Here is a 17944-nt window from a genome sequence, read left to right as displayed (position 1 = left end):
ACTCTCGCAAACGCATCCGTTTTTTACGCAACCGGTCATTCAGGCGTCTCCCGTGCCGTGCGGCCCTTCCGGTGAACATGGACAGATCACGCCAAGCTGTTACGCTGATCGCCGTTACATAATCGGCGTCCGTTATCGACAGCCATCATAATCGACCGTGAATGGGAGTGATCAATGTCCGTGCTGCCCCCTCTGCGTAACGCATTGCTGGCATCCAGCCTGCTTGTCGCCCCTGCATTGTTTTCCGCCGCAACGGCCGCACCGGCTGCACCGCAACCGGCCGCCCATTCCGCGCCTCACAACGCAACGGCCATGGATAGTGCGGTACGCGAGACACTGGCGAACGGATTACGCGTCGTGATCGTGCCCGACCGTCTCTCTCCAGTCGTGCAGACGCAGGTGATCTATCTGGCAGGTTCGGCCTCTGCGCCCGAGGGCTTTCCGGGCACGGCCCATGCGCTTGAACATATGATGTTCAACGGCTCGAAAGGCCTGAGCCGCGATCAGCTCTCCACGGTCAGCGCGCGTATCGGTAATGTGAGCAATGCCTTCACAACAGAAGACACCACGCAATATTACTTCCAGGCTCCATCGCATTACCTCGATGTTCTGCTGAAAATCGAAGCGGACCGGATGCGCAATGTCCTGCTCACCGATACCGACTGGTCCCATGAACGTGGCGCGATCGAACAGGAAGTGGCGCGCGACCTGTCCATGCCTTTCGAACGCTTCATGATCCAGCAGAATCTCGCGCTCTTTGCCGGCACGCCGTATGAGCACGATGCCCTGGGCACACGGGAGTCCTTCGACAAAACCGACTCGAAACTGCTGCGCAGCTTCTATGACAGCTGGTATCAGCCCAATAACGCCATTCTTCTGATCGTCGGCGATGTCGACCCGGCGGAGACCCTGCAGAAAGTACGGGCCCAGTTCGCCTCGATCCCTTCAGGCAAGCTGCCCGCCCGCCCTGTCATCACGCCCACGCCGGTCAAGGCGCGCACCATCACGCTCGACAGCGATTACGCAACCGGCATCCTGAGCATCGGTTTTCGTATGCCGGGCGCAGGCAGCCCCGATGTCGCCACGGCGCAAATTCTCGCCGATGTCATGTCCAGCCAGCGTGGGGCGCTTTTTGCGCTCGTCCCCCAGGGCAAGGCGCTCGCAACCGATTTCTCGTATAATGCGCGTGTGCAGGCCGGTGTGGGCAATGCGCTGGCAGCATTCCCCAAAGGGCAGGATCCGGCAGTCCTTCTGAGTGAGATCCGGGGAATACTGGCTTCGATACGCAGCAAGGGCGTTCCCGCAGAACTGGTCGAGGCCGCAAAACGCAAGGAAATCGCCTCGCTCGAATATATGGCGAACAGCGTGACCGAGCTGACCCAGAGCTGGGCCAGTGCTCTGGCTTATAACGGACTGAACTCGCCTGCCGATCTGGTAAAGGCCTATCGCGCAGTGAACCCCGAAAAGGTCAATGCACTGGCTGCCAGTGTGCTCGACCCGGATCATGCCATTACCGGCATTCTGACACCTTCAGGGCGCAAATCACCCGATATCAGCAGCAACAAGGGGCCTGAATCCCTCCTGCCACCGCCCGGCAAGAATATCGTATTGCCCGAATGGGCCAGTGCGGCCCTCGCCGATCTGCCCCCCCCGACACCACTCACGCAGCCGACCCGCTACACGCTCAGCAACGGCATGACCCTTCTGGTTCAGCCGGAGCACGTGAGCCATACCGTCGTTCTTTATGGCAGCATCCGTCATAACAACGACCTGCAACAGCCCAAGGGCAAGGAGGGCGTTGCAGGCCTGACGAGCGATCTGTTCCTCTATGGCAGCACTACCCATGACCGTCTTGCCATGGCCGCCGCACTCGACGATCTGGCGTCGGATGCATCGGGTGGCATGTCCTTTTCCATGAATGCCCTGACGCCGAATTTCGACAGGACGCTGGCTCTCCTGGCCGAGATGGAACTGCACCCGGCCTTCCCGGCGCAGGCTTTTTCGATACTCAAGCAACAGGCAGTCGCCACACAGGCCGGCGTTCTGCAGTCACCCGGGTATCGTTTCCAGCGCGCCCTCTCCAAAGCTCTCGCCCCAGCCAATGACCCGTCATTGCGCGAGACCACACCGCAGAGCCTGTCCTCCCTGACGCTCAAGGATGTGCAGGACTTCTACCATGCCGCCTATCGTCCCGATCTCACGACGATCGTGGTCATCGGCGACATCACACCCGATCATGCGAAAGACTCAGTCGAAAAGGCTTTCGCTGCATGGAAGGCAGTCGGGCCCAAACCCGTTACCGACCTGCCGCCGCGCCCGCAGAACAAACCCTCAAGAGCCGTTATCGATGATCCGGGCCGCGTGCAGGACTCCGTCTATCTTGCCCAGACAGTGGCAGATGGAATCAGGAACCCCGACCGTTTCGCTCTCGAAGTCGGTAACGAGATTCTCGGTTCCGGCTTTGCCTCGCGTCTGATGCAGGATCTGCGCGTCCGCACCGGCATGGTCTATACGGCAGGCAGCGATTTCGGCTGGTCTGCCAACCGGGGCGCTTTCGTCATTACCTATGGCTCCGACCCGGACAAGACGACAAAAGCGCGCGACGCAGCCCTGCATAACGTTACGACCATGCAGAACACGCCAGTCTCGAACGAGGAACTGCTAAACGCGAAAACATCGATCCTGCGTGCCATACCGATGGATCGCGCAAGCTTCGGAGGGATCGCAGGGCAGTATCTCGAACTCGCCACCCTTGGGCTACCGCTTGACGAGCCGGACCAGCGCGCGAATGCCGTCTATGCCATGACAGCCAAGCAGGTTCAGGATGCTTTCCACCGCTGGGCAAGACCTGCGGATATGGTGCAGATCATACGCAGACCGGCCCCGAAATAACGGCACCCTTCCTATCGGGCGCGACGAAACGCCCTCTGCCGTGGCATTCATGAAAATGCCCGGCATAAAAAAGCCCGGGAGCACGGCTCCGGGCTTTTTCCTGTCAGCTTCCTGCACACCATACCGCCGCCGTTCAGCCATTCGGAACGCAGCGATCGAGAGCAGGCCAGTCCACTCACCTTGGCCTATACAGCTCTCTGCTTCAGAAACCGTCTGGCGCAGCGCCGGAGGCTTCGGCAATTGCCTCCCCCTCTTCCTGCAGATAGAGCGCCAGATCGCCGCCCGAGGCCGCATTCAGATCGCGCTCGGAAATTCCTGCCTCGGCAGCAGCTGCGATACAGAGACCGGCCGCCTTCTCCGGGCTGCCCCAATGGGCATGATGCATCTCGATCCAGCTATCGAGCCATTCATCGATATCTTCGCTGGTCATGCTCAGCGCGTTCCGAACAGACGGTCGCCCGCATCGCCCAGACCAGGGCGGATATAACCCTTCTCGTCCAGTCCGCGATCGACAGCACAGGTCACGATACGCACGTCCGGGTGACGCTCGCTCAGGCACACGACGCCCTCAGGCGCGGCGAGAAGACAGACGAAAATGATCTTGCGCACACCGCTGGCCTTGATGCGGTCGATTGCCGCTGCGGCGCTATGGCCTGTCGCCAGCATGGGATCGACCACAATGCATTCGCGGTCGGCCACATCATCGGGCAGCTTCATGTAGTATTCGACCGCTTCGAGCGTATCGTGATCGCGATAGAGCCCGACATGCCCCACCCGTGCAGCGGGGATCAGATCGAGCATGCCATCGAGAATACCGTTACCGGCACGCAGGATCGAGACGAAACACAGCTTCTTGCCGGAGAGCTGGCGCCCTTCCATGGTTTCGAGCGGCGTCTGGATCTCGACCGGCTCGGTGCTGAGATCGCGCGTTGCCTCGTAGCACATCAGCAGGCTGAGCTCGCGCGTCAGACGACGGAACCCCGCCGTTGAGGTGGATTCCTGACGCAGACGCGTGAGCTTGTGCTGAACGAGCGGGTGGTCGAGCACGACCAGAGAAGAAGGGAGGGCTGTCATGGAAGCCATCCTTACCGAAAGATCGTTGCGCTGTCAGCTTGGTTCGAAGCGCAGCGCCACCCCATTCATGCAAAAGCGCAGGCCAGTCGGCTTCGGCCCATCGGGAAAGACGTGACCCAGATGGCCCTTGCATTTGGCACAATGCACTTCGATGCGCGTCATGCCATGTGTTTTATCCACCGTCGTTTCCGTCATGCCCTCACGCGGCCGGAAGAAAGACGGCCAGCCGCTGCCGCTTTCATATTTGGTATCCGAGTCGAAAAGTGCCTCGCCACAGCCAGCACAGTGATAGACACCCTCGCGTTTTTCATCGTTGAGCGGGCTCGATCCGGGTCGCTCCGTGCCATGTCCACGCAGCACACGATGCTGCTCCGGGGTCAGGGGCAAGCCGCAGCTGGGCATCTGGATGTCGTCGCTCATGATAAACTCTCCTGCAGGGCAAAATGGCGAGGCCGGAACATGCATCTTAGCTGGGGGTCAAAACGGTCATGACAAGACCATCCCCTTTTTTAACGCGTCATGGGTGTGAACGCTTCGTGACGCGCGCCTTTTCACCCGGCCTGTTCTGCCAGCTGCATCATGTCTGCCGGGCCTTGTGCCTGACACGCCGGATGAGCTGCTCCAGAAAAACCCCGACGACCGGACGGGGTTGATGCCTTTCGGGGAGTGCCGCAAAAATTGTCCCCTCGGGAAGCCGGTAGCCGGGCAGAATCCTGACCAGTCGCCCTTCCTGCACAAGGGGCTGGCAGGTATCGACACTGGCCGCAACGATCCCGCGTCCCGCCACGGCAAAATCGATCCTGATCGGGGCGGGCGTCGCTGCAAGACGCGACTGGGGCGTCATATCGACTGTCATCGACGCTCCATCGTCGGGAATAAGCGTCCAGAGCGTTTCTTCCGGTCGCGTCAGGCAGGGCCAGCCGGCAATGTCTTCTGGACAGCATGGCACACCCCTTCCGTCCGAGACATCCGGACCTGCCTGAAAACCTCTTTCCTCGAGAAGCCGTGGGGCGGCGAAAAGTCCTACCGCATAGGTGCCGATCAGGCGGATGCGATAGCTGCCTTCCTGCATCGCCTCACGTCGATGGCTGAGAAACACATCGAAAGCCTCACGCCTGAAATCGGGCAAACCGACGCTGGCCTCGAGCGAGACGCTGAGCGCCGGATATGTGTCCAGCATGTCGCGGATCACAGGATTGACCCATGACACCAGGATTTCAGGTGGTGCCGCAATACGCAGTTCGCCACCCCAGGTTTCGTTATGGCAGAGCGCAGCAACACCCTGATCGATCCGGTCGAGCAGCGGAGTCAGAAAGCGGCTCATACGCAGCCCCGCTTCGGTCAGGCGCATTCCCTCCGGTCCCGGCTCGATCAGGCTGAGGCCCAATCGCGCTTCGAGGCGCTCGATACTGCGCGATACGCTCGACGCATGAAGGCCGAGTGTCTTTGCAGCCCGCGTGTAGCTGAGATGATCGGCCACTGCGACAAAAACACTGTATTCGTTTCGGCTCATCGCTGCCTTTATGCAAGACCGGTCTGCATTATTGCAAGTCGAACCGGTTTTCACGCGGCGTATACTTCGAACATCGGGAGCGACTGCCGGACAACCGCCGGTCGATCCGACCGAAAGGGGTATCCGATGAACATGTCACGCACATCCGATGTCATGAAAAGCGCTCTCACCCGCCCTGCAGCCGTAATCGGGGCTGGCACACTCGGCAGACGCATTGCCCTCATGCTGGCGGCTAAAGGCGGCGAAGTCCGTCTTTTCGACACGAACCGCACCGCAGCGGAGGCCGGACTGGCCTATGCACGCGATGCCCTGCCGGGTGTCGTCGCATCGCTTGAAGGCGGCAAACAGGGTCATATCGTCATTGCGCCGAGCTTCGAGGCTGCAATCGACAAAGCCTGGCTCGTTGTCGAAGCCCTGCCAGAGAAATGCGACCTCAAGACAGCCCTGTTCGGCAGATTGTCGAGAGAGGCACCAGACGATGCCATTCTCGCCACCAATTCCTCCTCCTACCCTTCAAGCACAATGGTGTCCGAAGTCGAGGACAGGTCACGCGTACTGAACATGCATTTCATGATGCCGCCCGAACAGCGCGCGGTGGAGCTCATGTCCTGCGGTTCCACACGGCCCGGACTGCTTGACGATCTTGCCGCATTCCTCAAAGGCCTCGGCCTTTCGCCCTATATCGCGCGCAAGGAAAGCATCGGCTTTATCGAGAACCGCATCTGGGCGGCCATCAAGCGCGAGGCGCTCTGCGTTGCCGCCGAAGGCGTGGCCACGCCCGACGTGATCGATCGCATCTATTGCGAAACCCAGAAGACCCCGATGGGCCCGTTTCGCGCCATGGATCGCGTCGGGCTCGATATCGTGCTCCAGATCGAGGAGCATTATGCAAGCGCCTACGGCAATCTTCCCGAAGAGCCACGCCAGCTTCTGAAAAAGATGATTGCGGAAAACCGCCTCGGCCTGAAAACGGGGCGCGGATTTTATGATTATACCTCGGGAGAACAGACATCATGAGCCCGGTCCTCTACACACTCGAAACGGCTCCGCCGCGTATCACGGCGCTCTCAGCGAAGGATGGCAAGGTCGTCGCACAGATCGACGCCCGATGGGGAACGCCCGATGGCATCTGGGTCGATATGGCGGCAGGCAAGATCTACTGGAGCAATATGGGGGCTGACTACAATGCAGCCGACGGCACGATAGAGCGTGCCAGTCTCGATGGCACGGGTCATGAAGTGCTTGTCGGAAACGGACAGATTGTCACCCCAAAGCAAATCGCGGCGGACAGGAGCAACGGTCATCTCTACTGGTGCGATCGCGAAGGCATGCGTGTAATGCGCTGCAATTTCGATGGCAGCGCTGTGGAAACCCTGCTGTGCCGTGGCGCCTACCCAGCCGATCTCGGTGATCTGTCGCGTCAATGCGTCGGCATAACGCTCGATCTCAAGACGGGACATATCTACTGGACGCAAAAGGGAACGCCAAAAGGCGGGATCGGTCGTATCTTCCGCATGCCTATGACGCTGCCCCAGAGCGGCGATCCCTCGCATCGGGACGATATAGAACTGCTGGCCGATCATCTCCCCGAACCCATCGATCTGCATGTCTGTCCGCAGTCCGGGCGGCTTTTCTGGACCGATCGCGGCGCACCGCCGGACGGCAACAGCCTGAATATTGCGCGCATCGATGCACAGGAGCTGCACGACCACAAGGTATTGCTGCGCGGGCTCGATGAGGGCATCGGCCTCGCTCTCGATAGAGCCGAGCGTACCGCCTATGTCAGCGATCTGGGCGGGACGATCAGAGCGGTCGATCTGACAACGGGCGCGTGTCGCGTCCTGCGCGAACAATCGGCCACGACCGGACTCTGCCTGGTGGAATAACCCCCACCGGCGCAAAGGCGGCCTGCCTGTCCACCGGCAGGCCATTGCCCGTCAGCGGCAATGCCGCCTTTTCCAGCTACGCGCCTTTTCGGACAGAACCCGACGCGGCTTCGAACAAAAATTGACGAGACCACCCTGCCCGGAGTTCGCATCGGAAAGGAAATGCGGCATTGTGCGCGCAAAATTGCAGGAGGCTCACCATGTCCGCATCCCATTCCGGCGCCGATAATCACAGCTCTGGCACTCACAGCTCTGGCGCTCCCCGCCCCGTCATGCTCGTCATTCTCGACGGTTTCGGTGACAGTAGCGTTCAAGAAGATAATGCTGTCGCCCTTGCCCGTACGCCGAATTTCGATCGTCTCTGGGCCAGCTCTCCTCATGCCTATCTGCGTGCCTGCGGCGAGGATGTCGGCCTGCCCGAAGGACAGATGGGCAATTCCGAAGTCGGCCATCTGAACATCGGCGCCGGGCGTGTCGTCATGCAGGACCTGCCGCGTATCAGCCGTGCCGCACGGGATGGCTCGCTGGCGCAGAACCCCGCTCTTTGCGCCTACATCGATGCCCTCAAGGCCAGCGGTGGCACCTGTCACCTGATGGGCCTGGTCTCCAATGGTGGCGTCCATGCCCATATGGACCATATGATCGCCCTGGCGAAAATCGTGGCCGCAGCCAATATCCCCGTCGCTGTCCATGTCTTTTCGGACGGTCGTGACACGGCCCCTGATTCGGGTGACGGGTTCATCCGCACCCTGGCTGCAGCCCTTCCGCAAGGCGCCTTTATCGCCACCATCAGCGGGCGCTACTACGCTATGGATCGCGATAACCGCTGGGAGCGTGTCAGCCGCGCCTATGACGCCATCGTATCTGCCAAGGGCGACCATGCCGACGATGCACTGACCGTTCTGCCTGCAAGCCAGGCCAAGGGCGTGACCGACGAGTTCGTCGAGCCGACAGTCATCGGTCACTATGCTGGCATGAAGGATGGCGATGGCATTCTTTCGGTCAATTTCCGCGCCGATCGCATTCGCGAACTGCTCGATGCCATGCTCTTCCCCGATTTCGACGGCTTCGAGCGCTCGAAGGTCGTGAAGTTCGCAGCTGTCAGCGGCATGACGGCCTATAGCTCGGCCCTGGCGCCCTTCATGAGCGTCATGTTCCCCAAGGAGTCGATGGACCACCTTCTGGGTGACGTGGTGGCCCGCGCCGGACGCGCGCAGCTGCGCATGGCCGAGACCGAAAAATACCCGCACGTCACCTACTTCCTCAATGGTGGGCGCGAGGCCGTTCTGCCGGGTGAAGAGCGCATTCTGGTACCCTCGCCCAAAGTCGCCACCTATGATCTGCAACCCGAAATGTCGGCCCCCGAACTGACCGACAAGGCTGTTGCCGCTATCGAGAGCGGTCAGTTCGATCTGATCGTGCTGAACTTCGCCAACCCGGACATGGTCGGCCATACAGGCGTGCTGTCAGCCGCCATCAAGGCCTGTGAAACTGTGGATACGGGTCTGGGGCGCATCGTGGATGCTCTCGACAAAATGGGAGGGGCCGTGATCGTCACGGCGGATCACGGCAATTGCGAAACCATGCGCGACCCCGAAACAGGGGGCGTTCATACGGCGCACACGCTCAACCGCGTTCCCGTACTCCTGCACGGTGCCCCCTCGGGCACGACCATCCATGACGGGCGTCTGGCCGATCTGGCCCCAACACTCCTGTCGCTGATGAAGCTCGACCAGCCTGCCGAGATGACCGGCACGTGCCTGATCGACGGCTGATCGCTCCCGGCCGGTCAGGTTACTGCTCTTGACCGGCCACTCCCCCCCCAGATACCGCAATCAGGGCAAACGGCCTTCGGGCGTCATGTTCCCTGTGCACCCGATGTCAGGCCGGGTGCAGGGGATCAGCGCCCCATGCAGCAGCCTGTTGGGCCGATGGCGGTCGCCGATGCTTGGCATCCTTGTTGCCGCAGCTCTGTCGGCTGGCTCCCTCAATGCTGCACCCCATGTCCATCACGGTGCAAGCAATGCCAACCAGCAGGCGCTGGACAAGGCTCAGGCCGACAGGAAGGCGCTTCTTGCCCGTCAGGCCAGTCAGGCTGCCCTGATCGACGCGCAGCGCAAGGAGCAGGCCCGCGCTGCGCAGGAGGCCTCGGCCCAGGCGCAAAAAGCCCGTCATTTCGCTGCCCTCACGTCACAGGCAGAGGCGGAACTGGCCGAAACACAGAAGCAGATAGACGGCCTGACGCAGGATATCGCCACGCTGAACGAACGACAGAAAACCCAGCGTCTGGCGCTGGCCCAGCGTCGCGCTGCGCTCCAGACCATGCTGCCTGTCGCACTCCGCGTAGCGCGCTACCCCGGCGCCTCCATCGTGGCCCTGTCAGGACAGGCCAATGATTCCGTGCAGGGTCTGGCGCTCATTGCCGGTCTGACAAAACTCACGACGCGACAGGCCGACGATCTGCGTGGCCAGAAAATCCTGCTCGACCAGACCGCGCGCACCCTCGCCGAGCGCAATGCCGCCCTCGACAACGCAAAGGCGAGACTAGCCCGGCTGCGCGATATCAATGCCGCCAGAATGGACGATGCCACCCATCTTCAGGCAGAAGCGCTGGAACGCGCCAGACAGGCCCGTGAGGAAATCGCCGCGGCCACGGCAAAAGCTGCCACGCTCGACGATGCCCTGTCGGCCATAGACAAGACGCAGGCCGCAATCAGGGCGAGGATGGAAGCCGAAGCCAAGGCGCTGGCACGCCAGAACCAGCAGGCAAAGGCCCGGGCACTCAAGTCACAGGCGAACACCATGTCAGGCTCTGGCGGCACGGGCATTACGCGAAGCAGCGGTCATGCACCGGTTGCCGGGCGTGTACTGACCGCATGGCATCAGACCACGGAAAGCGGACCGGCGAGCGGCATCACCTATCAGGCGGCGGCAAACAGCGCCGTCAATGCACCCTGCGCCGGACAGATCGATTTTGCCGGCCCGTTCCGTTCCTTTGGCAACATGGTCATTCTCGATTGCGGACGTCACTACCGTTTCGTGCTTTCGGGGCTCGATCAGCTTTCGGTATCGACCGGTCAGTCGATTGCCCGCCATGCCTCGCTCGGCGCCATGGGAGCACAGGGGGGGCCGCTTTTCGTGCAGCTTCGCTCGGGTAGCCGCGTCGTCGATCCGGGCCCCTATCTCTAGGTCGCAGGCACGACCGCAAAAGGATCCCCCTTGGCGATTCTGTGTTGTTTCGACAGAGTGCGTCAACAACGCTATAGATTTCAGTTCTCGGTTCGGTGACGGTGCCATCCTGTGCCCCGCGCTGACAGACAGATGCTAACAGGATCGGCCAGGGCGCAAGAATGCCGGGGCCGTATTCAAGGGATGAATTGCATGAAGCTCCGCACTGGTTTGCTGCTCGGTACGGCATTCCTGGCCGGGATCACCGCCGGGCCGACGCTCGAAACCATGATGGCACCGAGCCTCGGGCAAATGATGAGCAGCAAGGCCTTCGCGAAAGAGGTCGCCGCCGACCCCGATAACCACAGTGAGACCCTGCGCCTGCTGACGCTTTTCGGCACGGTGCTCGATCTGGTTCGCGCCGAATATGTCGAGCCGGTGAGCGACAAGGATCTCATCAATAACGCGCTGGATGGCATGGTGGGCGGCCTCGACCCCCACAGCTCCTACATGAACGAAAAGCAGTTCAAGGAGATGCAGATCCAGATCAGCGGCAAGTTCGGCGGTCTGGGCGTACAGGTCCAGCAGCAGAACGGTCATATCCGCGTTGTATCGCCTATCGACGGCACGCCTGCCTCTCGCGCCGGACTGAAACCGGGCGATTACATTACCGAGGTCGACGGCAAGTCGCTCGAAGGCCTCACGCTCGATCAGGCCGTCACCAAGATGCGTGGCGATCCGGGCACCAAGATCACCCTGACCATCATCCGCGCGAAAGAGCCCAAGCCGCTCAAGATCACCATGACGCGCGAAATCGTGCATGTTCAGGTGGTTCGCTCGGCGCTTTATGGCGACGTCGGCTATATCCGCATCTCCGAGTTCGATGACGACACCGAAACGGCGCTGCATGAAGCCTATGAGAAGCTCAAGGCCAAATCCGGCAACAAGCTGAAGGGCCTTGTGCTCGATCTGCGTCTGAACCCGGGCGGCAAGCTCGATCAGGCGATTGCCGTCAGTGACGATTTCATCCCTGAAGGCGAGATCGTCTCGATCCGCGGGCGTCATGCCGAGAATAACCGACGCTGGGATGCGAAGGGCACCGACATTACCGGCAAGCTGCCTATCGTGGTACTGATCGATGGCGGCTCGGCTTCGGCATCCGAAATCGTGGCCGGTGCCTTGCAGGATCATCGTCGTGCCGTTCTGGTGGGCGAGAAATCCTTCGGCAAGGGCTCGGTGCAGTCGCTCATCCCCGTGCCCGGACACGGCGCCGTGCGCCTGACCACAGCGCGTTACTACACGCCATCGGGACGCTCGATCCAGGCGCTGGGCATCGTGCCCGATATCATGGTCAAGGAGAGCAAGGACGACGATGGCTACGGCTATCGTGAAGCCGATCTGGCCCATATCATCACCAATACGGGCGGCAACAAGAACAAGGCTCCTCCGCGCACGGATCTGCCTTCCATCGCGGCCAGCATCCCCCACATGCCTGCCGATAACTGGCCCCGTTTCGACCCGGCAAAGCCTGCAACGGACTTCCAGTTGCAACAGGGCCTGCGTGTGGTCCGTGCCATGGCCTCCCTCCCGGATGAGGCTCTGCCGCTGGGACAGCCCGCAGCAGACAAGCCGGTCGAGAAAAAGGATCAGAAACCGGCAGCCCCTCAGGCAACGCCGCCTGCATCCCCCCAGCAACACTGACCGACGACCGGCCCCCTCTGCGGGGCCGGTTCTCTATGAGCCTCACGCCGAGCCCCATACCATGATCGATCCGGACTCACTCCCCTATCGCCCCAATGTCGGCATCATGCTGTTCAACCGTGAAGGCGCGCTTTTTCTCGCCAGACGCACCGATCTTCGCGATGTCTGGCAATGCCCTCAGGGTGGCATTGATGACAATGAAACGCCTGAAGAAGCCGCCTTGCGCGAATTACGCGAGGAAACAGGACTGCGCCATGCCGATATGCTCGGCAGCTATCCCGGATGGCTCTCCTACGATCTGCCCGCTCACCTGATCGGCAAGGCACTTCATGGCCGGTATCGCGGTCAGACGCAGCGCTGGTTTGCCATGCGCATGGTCGAAAGCGATGACGCCATCGATCTTGCCGGCGACGGTAGCGAACCTGCCGAGTTCGACCGTTGGGAATGGGTACGCCCCGGCGAGATCACGCGCTATAATCTTGGCTTCAAACGCCCGCTTTACGAGCAGATCCTGCCGACGCTCTCGGCTCTTGCACCGCCGCTCTGAGGCCGCGAGCAAGGCACGGCCTGTCCCGGTTCCGGATCACGCCGAAGCCTGACAGAGCGTTCCTGCGCGGACGTTCTCACAAACGCTCCTGTGGGCTTTCAAACGCCCCCGCCCACGTGACTGGATTACGGCGTCGTGACGCGCAGTTCCCCGGTCGCCGTCTCGTCTGATGTCTCTCGGGGCATCGGCGCGACAGGAACGGGATCGAGATCGAGCGACTGGTTACGCACCAGACGGGCATAGAGGCCGCCCTGGGCCTGAAGCTCTGCATGGGTGCCAAGTTCGACGGCTGCGCCTTCGCTCATGACGATAATCAGATCGGCGCTTTTCACGGTCGAGAGACGATGTGCCACGATGATCGTCGTACGATCGCGTCGAAGATCGGCCAGCGTGGCCTGCACCTTGGCCTCGCTTTCGGAATCCAGCGCACTGGTGGCCTCGTCCAGCAGAAGAAGGCGGGGATCGCGCAACAGGGCACGCGCCAGCGCCACACGCTGCCTCTGCCCACCCGAGAGACGCTGCCCACCCGGCCCTACACGCGTATCCAGCCCCTGCGGCAGCGTATCGGCAAAGTCGACGGCCGCAGCGAGAGCGGCATCCTCAACCTCGGCACGGCTGGCAGTGGGGCGACCGATACGGATATTCTCAAGCACGGACATGTCGAACAGCGTCGTATCCTGACTGACATAGGCAATCGAATCACGCAGATCGGCCAGTCTGAGATCGCGCAGATCGACGCCATCGAGCAGAATGCCGCCTGTCGTCACATCGTGCAGGCGCGGTATCAGTGACAGCGCCGTGGATTTGCCAGCCCCCGAGGGCCCGACAAGCGCGACCGTCCAGCCCGGACGCACATCGAAACTCAGGGCACGCAATCCGGCGCGCCCATCCGGATAAACGAACCCGACCTGATCGAAAACCAGACGGCCATGACCGGGAGGCAGACCGCGGGCGTCCTTGCGCTCTGCCACGGCGGGTGGCTCGTCGATCACGGAAAACACGCGCTCCAGACCGCCCAGCCCTTCCTGCAAAGCAGCATTAAGCGACCCGAGGGCACGCAAAGGGCGCGAAGCGGCGAATAGTGCCGCGATAAAGGCTGTGAAATCGCCCAGTGTCGCTCCACCCATGGCAGCACGCCAGCCGGCAAAACCCAGCACGGCCGCAATGGCTGTCCCACCCAGCACTTCAAGAACGGGGTCGACACGGGCACGCCCACGCGAAATACGCCAGAAGGCATTGTGCAACAGGTCGAGAGACCCGTCGACACGCTTCGCCTCGCTTTCTTCCATACGATACACGCGCACCTGTCTCGCCAGAGCAAAGCTCTCGTTGAGCAGGGTTGCGGTCTCACCGATCTGCTCCTGCATACCACCCGAAGCACGACGGACACGCTTGCCGAGCTTCTGGATCGGCAATGCCGCGATCGGATAAAGCACGAGCGCAATCAGGCTCAGTTCCCAGTCTGTATAGACCATGGATGCCACGAGGCCGACCACCGTCACCACATCGCCCAGCGCATTGACCGCACGGATCATGGCTTCGCGTATCGACACGGCATCCGTGGTAAAGCGCGCCGCCCACTGGGCTGGGGCCTCTTTCTCGATACGCGCAATATCGGTGTTCAGCGCATGCGAGAACATGCGCGACTGCAGCCCGCGTATCACAGCCAGCACGAGCCCCTGCACAGAGAGTGTCTGCCCGTATTGCGTGGCAGCCTTGAGCCCTGTCACCAGTATGACAAGCGCCGGAACCTGATACAGGATGCGCGGATCGTGCTCGGCGAACATATCGACCGCGCGTTTGATCACCAGTGGATAGAGCGCCGTCAGCCCCGCAGTCAGAACCGTCAGAACCACGACGGCGGTCAGACGCCCGACATGCTGGCGCACTTCCTCGCGCCAGATACGAAAAAGCATCTGACGCCCCTGCGCGCCCTGAGGGTCGATACGACGCAAGGGCAAGGATGTGGCGGACTGGGCTGTTTTCATTCCTGCCGTTTACCGCCCCCCGTCACGCTCGAAAAGAGGCAGCTGTTCTTTCAGGGCTGCAAGGCAGGCCACCCGGTCGGGACGACAGCCCTGCGCACGCCACCAGGCGACCAGCCCGGAGAGCACCGCCCCCACTTTCGGGCCCGCAGGAACGCCTGCCCCGATCACGTCACGCCCGGCGAGCGGAAAAACCGGCATTTCCATCGCCTCAAGCCGCTCACGCAGATCGTTCCAGTCAGAAGGTCGCGCATCGCTGTCTTGTCGCATTCCGCCAGAGCATGACGCATCGACCTGTTCTGCGTCGGGTTGCGCTCCATCGGTCGCCATTGCCTGTTCGTACCAGCTGCGATCGACAAGTGCCTGACGCGTATGGCCGGAAAGCAGGACACGTAGTGCCGTCTCGTCAAGTCCGGGGAAAAGCACGGGATATCCGACGCAGGCACTTTCACCCGCACCTGCCTTCACCTCTGCCTTACCCTTGCGTGGCGGTTTCATGCCGGCCAGTCGCTGGGCCTGCTTGCCGGACAGACGCAGCTTTTCTGCCAGATCTGGCGCATCGCTTAAAAGGCCGAGACGCAGCGTCCCATCGGAAGGCACGCCATAAGCAAGTGCCCGTTCGAGACGCGCAATCCGGGAATGGGGGACGATACGCTCAAGAATATCCGCCTGCTTCATCAGAAGCAGGGTGCGAATGAGGTTTGGTCCTTCAAGGATACGAAGCATCTCGCTTGCCAGACGCTCCGCCGAAAGCCCGTCGATCAGGTCGGCATGCGACATGATTGCGGCCATCGCTTCTTCATCCGGACGATCCGTACCAAAACGGGCATCGAAGCGAAAAAACCTCAGAATACGCAGGGCATCTTCCTCGATACGCCTGCCTGCCTCGCCGACAAAGCGCACGCGATGCGACGCCAGATCGTCTTGTCCGTTGAAATAGTCATGGATCGCCCCGTGGCGATCGCAGGACATGGCATTGATCGTAAAGTCGCGCCGCGCCGCATCTTCTGCCCAGTCGTTCGTCCAGACGACCTGCGCATGGCGCCCATCTGTCGAGACGTCGCGTCGCAGCGTGGTAATCTCGAAAGGAATACGATCGATCACCGCGGTCACCGTGCCGTGCGACAATCCGGTCGGGATGGTTTTGATTCCGGCGCCGCTCAGTTTCGCCTGTACGTCTTCCGGGGGTTCGGGCGTGGCAAGATCGAGATCATGAATCTGCTCCCCTGCCGCATGCCCGTTCGCAAGAAGAAGATCGCGAACGGAGCCGCCGACGAGCCGTGAATGAGGCAAGATCGTCCACAGGCGCTCCAGACCCTTGCGGTCGGTCAGTCGGTCGAGAATGGTCACGGCGGTCCCGGCAAGAACGAGGGCAGCGCGCCTGACCTCAGTCCTGAAGGGCGGGCATCGGCGCGAGCGGAAAAAACTGGTTGTGGCTCCATACGCCCATACAGGGCCTACAGCCAACATGGCCCGGTACGGCGAGAGCCACCAGCTCGTAATAGACCGGGCGTGAAAGCCGCGCGAGGATAGGCTGGTCGCCTTCCCCACGACGCACCTGCACATAGGGAATGGCGGCGCAATCCTCGCAGGGCGGTCGGTCCCAGTCGACGATCAGCGGATGAGAAGGGCCCACGCAAAGAAGCTCGTCCATATTGGTGCGCAGGCACAGATTCTGCTGACGCCCGCACACGCCCCGAAAATCGAGTTCACGCACGATAAATGGCGCATCCTCGACCTGAATGACACCGGATTCAGTCGGGGTACGCAACCAGAATGCCCCTTGCGCATCGCGGGTCAGCATCGATCCGAACAGGCACAGCATTTCCTTTCGCCGTACGGGCGACCCGCGATAAAGCCAGGTTCCATCCCGCTTGATGACGAAAGGCAGGGCTCTTGGCGGCTGTCCTGCTTCCCCAGCGTCCGGCAAGCCACTTCCATCGACGCCCTCATGATGCAGCAGGTCATGATGCGGGGACCTGTCGGTCATCCCGGTCCGGCAATCGACTTCCTGTGTCGTGAGCCGCTCTGCGCAGCCTGACGCCTGATTTGTCACACCGTCCCTCAACGCTCTCTCCGCTCGCGGTCCAAAAAGTGGTCTCATGCTGCAAGTTGGGTCGTCTTATGGCTTGATGAAACCCCCGGAACTGGCAGATTGGCAAATATGAGCCAGAATGATCTTTCTTCCTTCTCCGCCGATCCTCAGGCAGACCTCGCCCTCGCGGAGCGTCTGACGGCGCAACTCGGTGCTGTCCGGGGCGCAATCGGTCAGGTCGTGCTTGGGCAGCGCGATGTGATCGACCGACTGCTGGTCACGATCCTCTCGGGCGGTCACGCGCTTTTGATCGGTGCTCCCGGCCTGGGAAAGACCCTGCTTGTCAGTACGGCAGCACGCGTGCTGGGGCTGGATACGCGACGCGTCCAGTTCACGCCCGATCTCATGCCCTCCGATATTACCGGCAGCGATATTCTGGATGAAGACGAGAACGGCAGGCGTTTTTTCCGCTTCGTGAAAGGCCCGATCTTCACGCAGCTCCTGCTCGCAGATGAAATCAATCGCGCCAGCCCGCGCACGCAATCGGCGCTGCTCCAGGCCATGCAGGAATACGAAGTGGCGCAGGCAGGCACCAATCATCCGCTGCCCCGGCCTTTCCATGTTCTGGCCACACAGAACCCGATCGAGCAGGAAGGCACCTATCCTCTGCCCGAGGCGCAACTCGACCGGTTTATGCTGCGCATTTCCCTGGGCTTTCCCGAACGCGATGCCGAACGGGACATGCTGCTCCAGACCACGGGGGCGGCTGTTGCGCCAGTACCGGTTCTCCTCTCACCGCAGGCACTGATCGACGCACAGGCGCTTGTGCGGCGCCTTCCGGTTGGGGAGAAGGTGGTCGAGGCCATTCTGACCCTCGTGCGCGGCCTGCGCCCCGAGACAGCCTATAAGCCTGAGATTGCCGATGCGCTGTTATACGGCCCCGGACCGCGCGCGGCTCAGGCACTCATGCTCAGCTGTCGCGCACAGGCGCTGCTCGACGGCCGCCTGACGCCAAGCCTGGACGATCTTGCCGAGCTGGCAGAACCGGTTCTGGCGCATCGCATGGCGCTGAGCTTCTCGGCGCGTGCTTCGGGGATGCGTGTCGAAACCCTCATCGCCTCGGCTGTCGAGGCACTTCTCTGA

The 17944-nt window shown here is 61.6% G+C and carries 15 protein-coding genes; 8 read left to right on the top strand and 7 right to left on the bottom strand.

Annotation, left to right across the window (positions count from 1 at the left end; translation table 11 throughout):
- Window positions 1-174: 174 nt before the first annotated feature.
- Entirely contained in the window at window positions 175-2892 is a 2718-nt protein-coding gene (locus tag NF685_RS07995) for a M16 family metallopeptidase (protein ID WP_252849223.1), read from the top strand.
- Between the two features lie 202 nt (window positions 2893-3094).
- Here NF685_RS07995 and NF685_RS07990 read toward each other — a convergent pair whose 3' ends face one another.
- The 4 genes from NF685_RS07990 to NF685_RS07975 all read right to left on the bottom strand — a co-directional run bounded on the left by NF685_RS07990 (window position 3095) and on the right by NF685_RS07975 (window position 5479).
- A complete protein-coding gene (locus NF685_RS07990) occupies window positions 3095-3322 on the bottom strand; it encodes a hypothetical protein (RefSeq protein ID WP_252849222.1) in 228 nt (75 codons plus the stop codon).
- A gap of 2 nt (window positions 3323-3324) precedes the next feature.
- Complete coding sequence (gene upp / locus NF685_RS07985) at window positions 3325-3966, bottom strand: uracil phosphoribosyltransferase (protein ID WP_252849221.1); 642 nt, start codon at window positions 3964-3966, stop codon at window positions 3325-3327.
- Window positions 3967-3999: 33 nt separating this feature from the next.
- A complete protein-coding gene (gene msrB / locus NF685_RS07980; RefSeq protein ID WP_252849220.1) occupies window positions 4000-4386 on the bottom strand; it encodes a peptide-methionine (R)-S-oxide reductase MsrB in 387 nt (128 codons plus the stop codon).
- A gap of 157 nt (window positions 4387-4543) precedes the next feature.
- On the bottom strand, window positions 4544-5479 hold the full coding sequence (locus NF685_RS07975; protein ID WP_252849219.1) for a LysR family transcriptional regulator: 936 nt from the start codon (window positions 5477-5479) through the stop codon (window positions 4544-4546).
- Between the two features lie 132 nt (window positions 5480-5611).
- Here NF685_RS07975 and NF685_RS07970 point away from each other — a divergent pair, with 132 nt between their 5' ends.
- From NF685_RS07970 to NF685_RS07945, 6 genes are all read left to right on the top strand, one after another.
- Window positions 5612-6496 (top strand): 3-hydroxyacyl-CoA dehydrogenase family protein, encoded by an 885-nt coding sequence (locus NF685_RS07970; protein ID WP_252849218.1) that lies wholly within the window; start codon window positions 5612-5614, stop codon window positions 6494-6496.
- Window positions 6493-7365 carry an NHL repeat-containing protein gene (locus NF685_RS07965; RefSeq protein WP_252849217.1) on the top strand — a complete coding sequence of 291 codons (873 nt, stop codon included), beginning with the start codon at window positions 6493-6495 and terminating at the stop codon, window positions 7363-7365. Before NF685_RS07970 ends, NF685_RS07965 begins: the two co-directional genes overlap by 4 nt.
- 272 nt (window positions 7366-7637) lie before the next feature.
- Entirely contained in the window at window positions 7638-9140 is a 1503-nt protein-coding gene (gpmI, locus tag NF685_RS07960) for a 2,3-bisphosphoglycerate-independent phosphoglycerate mutase (RefSeq protein WP_252849253.1), read from the top strand.
- Window positions 9141-9309: 169 nt separating this feature from the next.
- Complete coding sequence (locus NF685_RS07955) at window positions 9310-10554, top strand: murein hydrolase activator EnvC family protein (RefSeq protein ID WP_252849216.1); 1245 nt, start codon at window positions 9310-9312, stop codon at window positions 10552-10554.
- Between the two features lie 192 nt (window positions 10555-10746).
- Entirely contained in the window at window positions 10747-12234 is a 1488-nt protein-coding gene (locus NF685_RS07950; protein WP_222546884.1) for a S41 family peptidase, read from the top strand.
- Window positions 12235-12295: 61 nt separating this feature from the next.
- A complete protein-coding gene (locus NF685_RS07945; RefSeq protein WP_222546883.1) occupies window positions 12296-12781 on the top strand; it encodes an RNA pyrophosphohydrolase in 486 nt (161 codons plus the stop codon).
- A gap of 125 nt (window positions 12782-12906) precedes the next feature.
- On the opposite strand, the gene NF685_RS07940 is transcribed toward NF685_RS07945, so the two are convergent.
- From NF685_RS07940 to NF685_RS07930, 3 genes are all read right to left on the bottom strand, one after another.
- Window positions 12907-14697 (bottom strand): ABC transporter ATP-binding protein, encoded by a 1791-nt coding sequence (locus NF685_RS07940; protein ID WP_252849252.1) that lies wholly within the window; start codon window positions 14695-14697, stop codon window positions 12907-12909.
- 81 nt (window positions 14698-14778) lie between these two features.
- Entirely contained in the window at window positions 14779-16116 is a 1338-nt protein-coding gene (locus NF685_RS07935) for a CCA tRNA nucleotidyltransferase (RefSeq protein ID WP_252849215.1), read from the bottom strand.
- 37 nt (window positions 16117-16153) lie between these two features.
- On the bottom strand, window positions 16154-16756 hold the full coding sequence (locus NF685_RS07930; RefSeq protein ID WP_252849214.1) for a DUF1285 domain-containing protein: 603 nt from the start codon (window positions 16754-16756) through the stop codon (window positions 16154-16156).
- A 174-nt stretch (window positions 16757-16930) separates the two neighbouring features.
- Between NF685_RS07930 and NF685_RS07925 the strand changes: the two genes are divergently transcribed.
- Complete coding sequence (locus NF685_RS07925) at window positions 16931-17944, top strand: AAA family ATPase (protein ID WP_252849213.1); 1014 nt, start codon at window positions 16931-16933, stop codon at window positions 17942-17944.

The sequence above is a fragment of the Asaia lannensis NBRC 102526 genome (assembly GCF_024054035.1).
Lineage (GTDB): Bacteria > Pseudomonadota > Alphaproteobacteria > Acetobacterales > Acetobacteraceae > Asaia > Asaia lannensis.
This window is presented reverse-complemented; position numbering and strand designations above follow the sequence as displayed.

Coding starts and splice junctions, on each gene's coding strand:
- NF685_RS07995 (WP_252849223.1), top strand. CDS start 175: ATGTCCGTGCTGCCCCCTCTGCGTAACGCATTGCTGGCATCCAGCCTG.
- NF685_RS07990 (WP_252849222.1), bottom strand. CDS start 3,322: ATGACCAGCGAAGATATCGATGAATGGCTCGATAGCTGGATCGAGATG.
- upp (WP_252849221.1), bottom strand. CDS start 3,966: ATGACAGCCCTCCCTTCTTCTCTGGTCGTGCTCGACCACCCGCTCGTT.
- msrB (WP_252849220.1), bottom strand. CDS start 4,386: ATGAGCGACGACATCCAGATGCCCAGCTGCGGCTTGCCCCTGACCCCG.
- NF685_RS07975 (WP_252849219.1), bottom strand. CDS start 5,479: ATGAGCCGAAACGAATACAGTGTTTTTGTCGCAGTGGCCGATCATCTC.
- NF685_RS07970 (WP_252849218.1), top strand. CDS start 5,612: ATGTCACGCACATCCGATGTCATGAAAAGCGCTCTCACCCGCCCTGCA.
- NF685_RS07965 (WP_252849217.1), top strand. CDS start 6,493: ATGAGCCCGGTCCTCTACACACTCGAAACGGCTCCGCCGCGTATCACG.
- gpmI (WP_252849253.1), top strand. CDS start 7,638: ATGCTCGTCATTCTCGACGGTTTCGGTGACAGTAGCGTTCAAGAAGAT.
- NF685_RS07955 (WP_252849216.1), top strand. CDS start 9,310: ATGCTTGGCATCCTTGTTGCCGCAGCTCTGTCGGCTGGCTCCCTCAAT.
- NF685_RS07950 (WP_222546884.1), top strand. CDS start 10,747: ATGAAGCTCCGCACTGGTTTGCTGCTCGGTACGGCATTCCTGGCCGGG.
- NF685_RS07945 (WP_222546883.1), top strand. CDS start 12,296: ATGATCGATCCGGACTCACTCCCCTATCGCCCCAATGTCGGCATCATG.
- NF685_RS07940 (WP_252849252.1), bottom strand. CDS start 14,697: ATGCTTTTTCGTATCTGGCGCGAGGAAGTGCGCCAGCATGTCGGGCGT.
- NF685_RS07930 (WP_252849214.1), bottom strand. CDS start 16,756: ATGACCGACAGGTCCCCGCATCATGACCTGCTGCATCATGAGGGCGTC.
- NF685_RS07925 (WP_252849213.1), top strand. CDS start 16,931: ATGAGCCAGAATGATCTTTCTTCCTTCTCCGCCGATCCTCAGGCAGAC.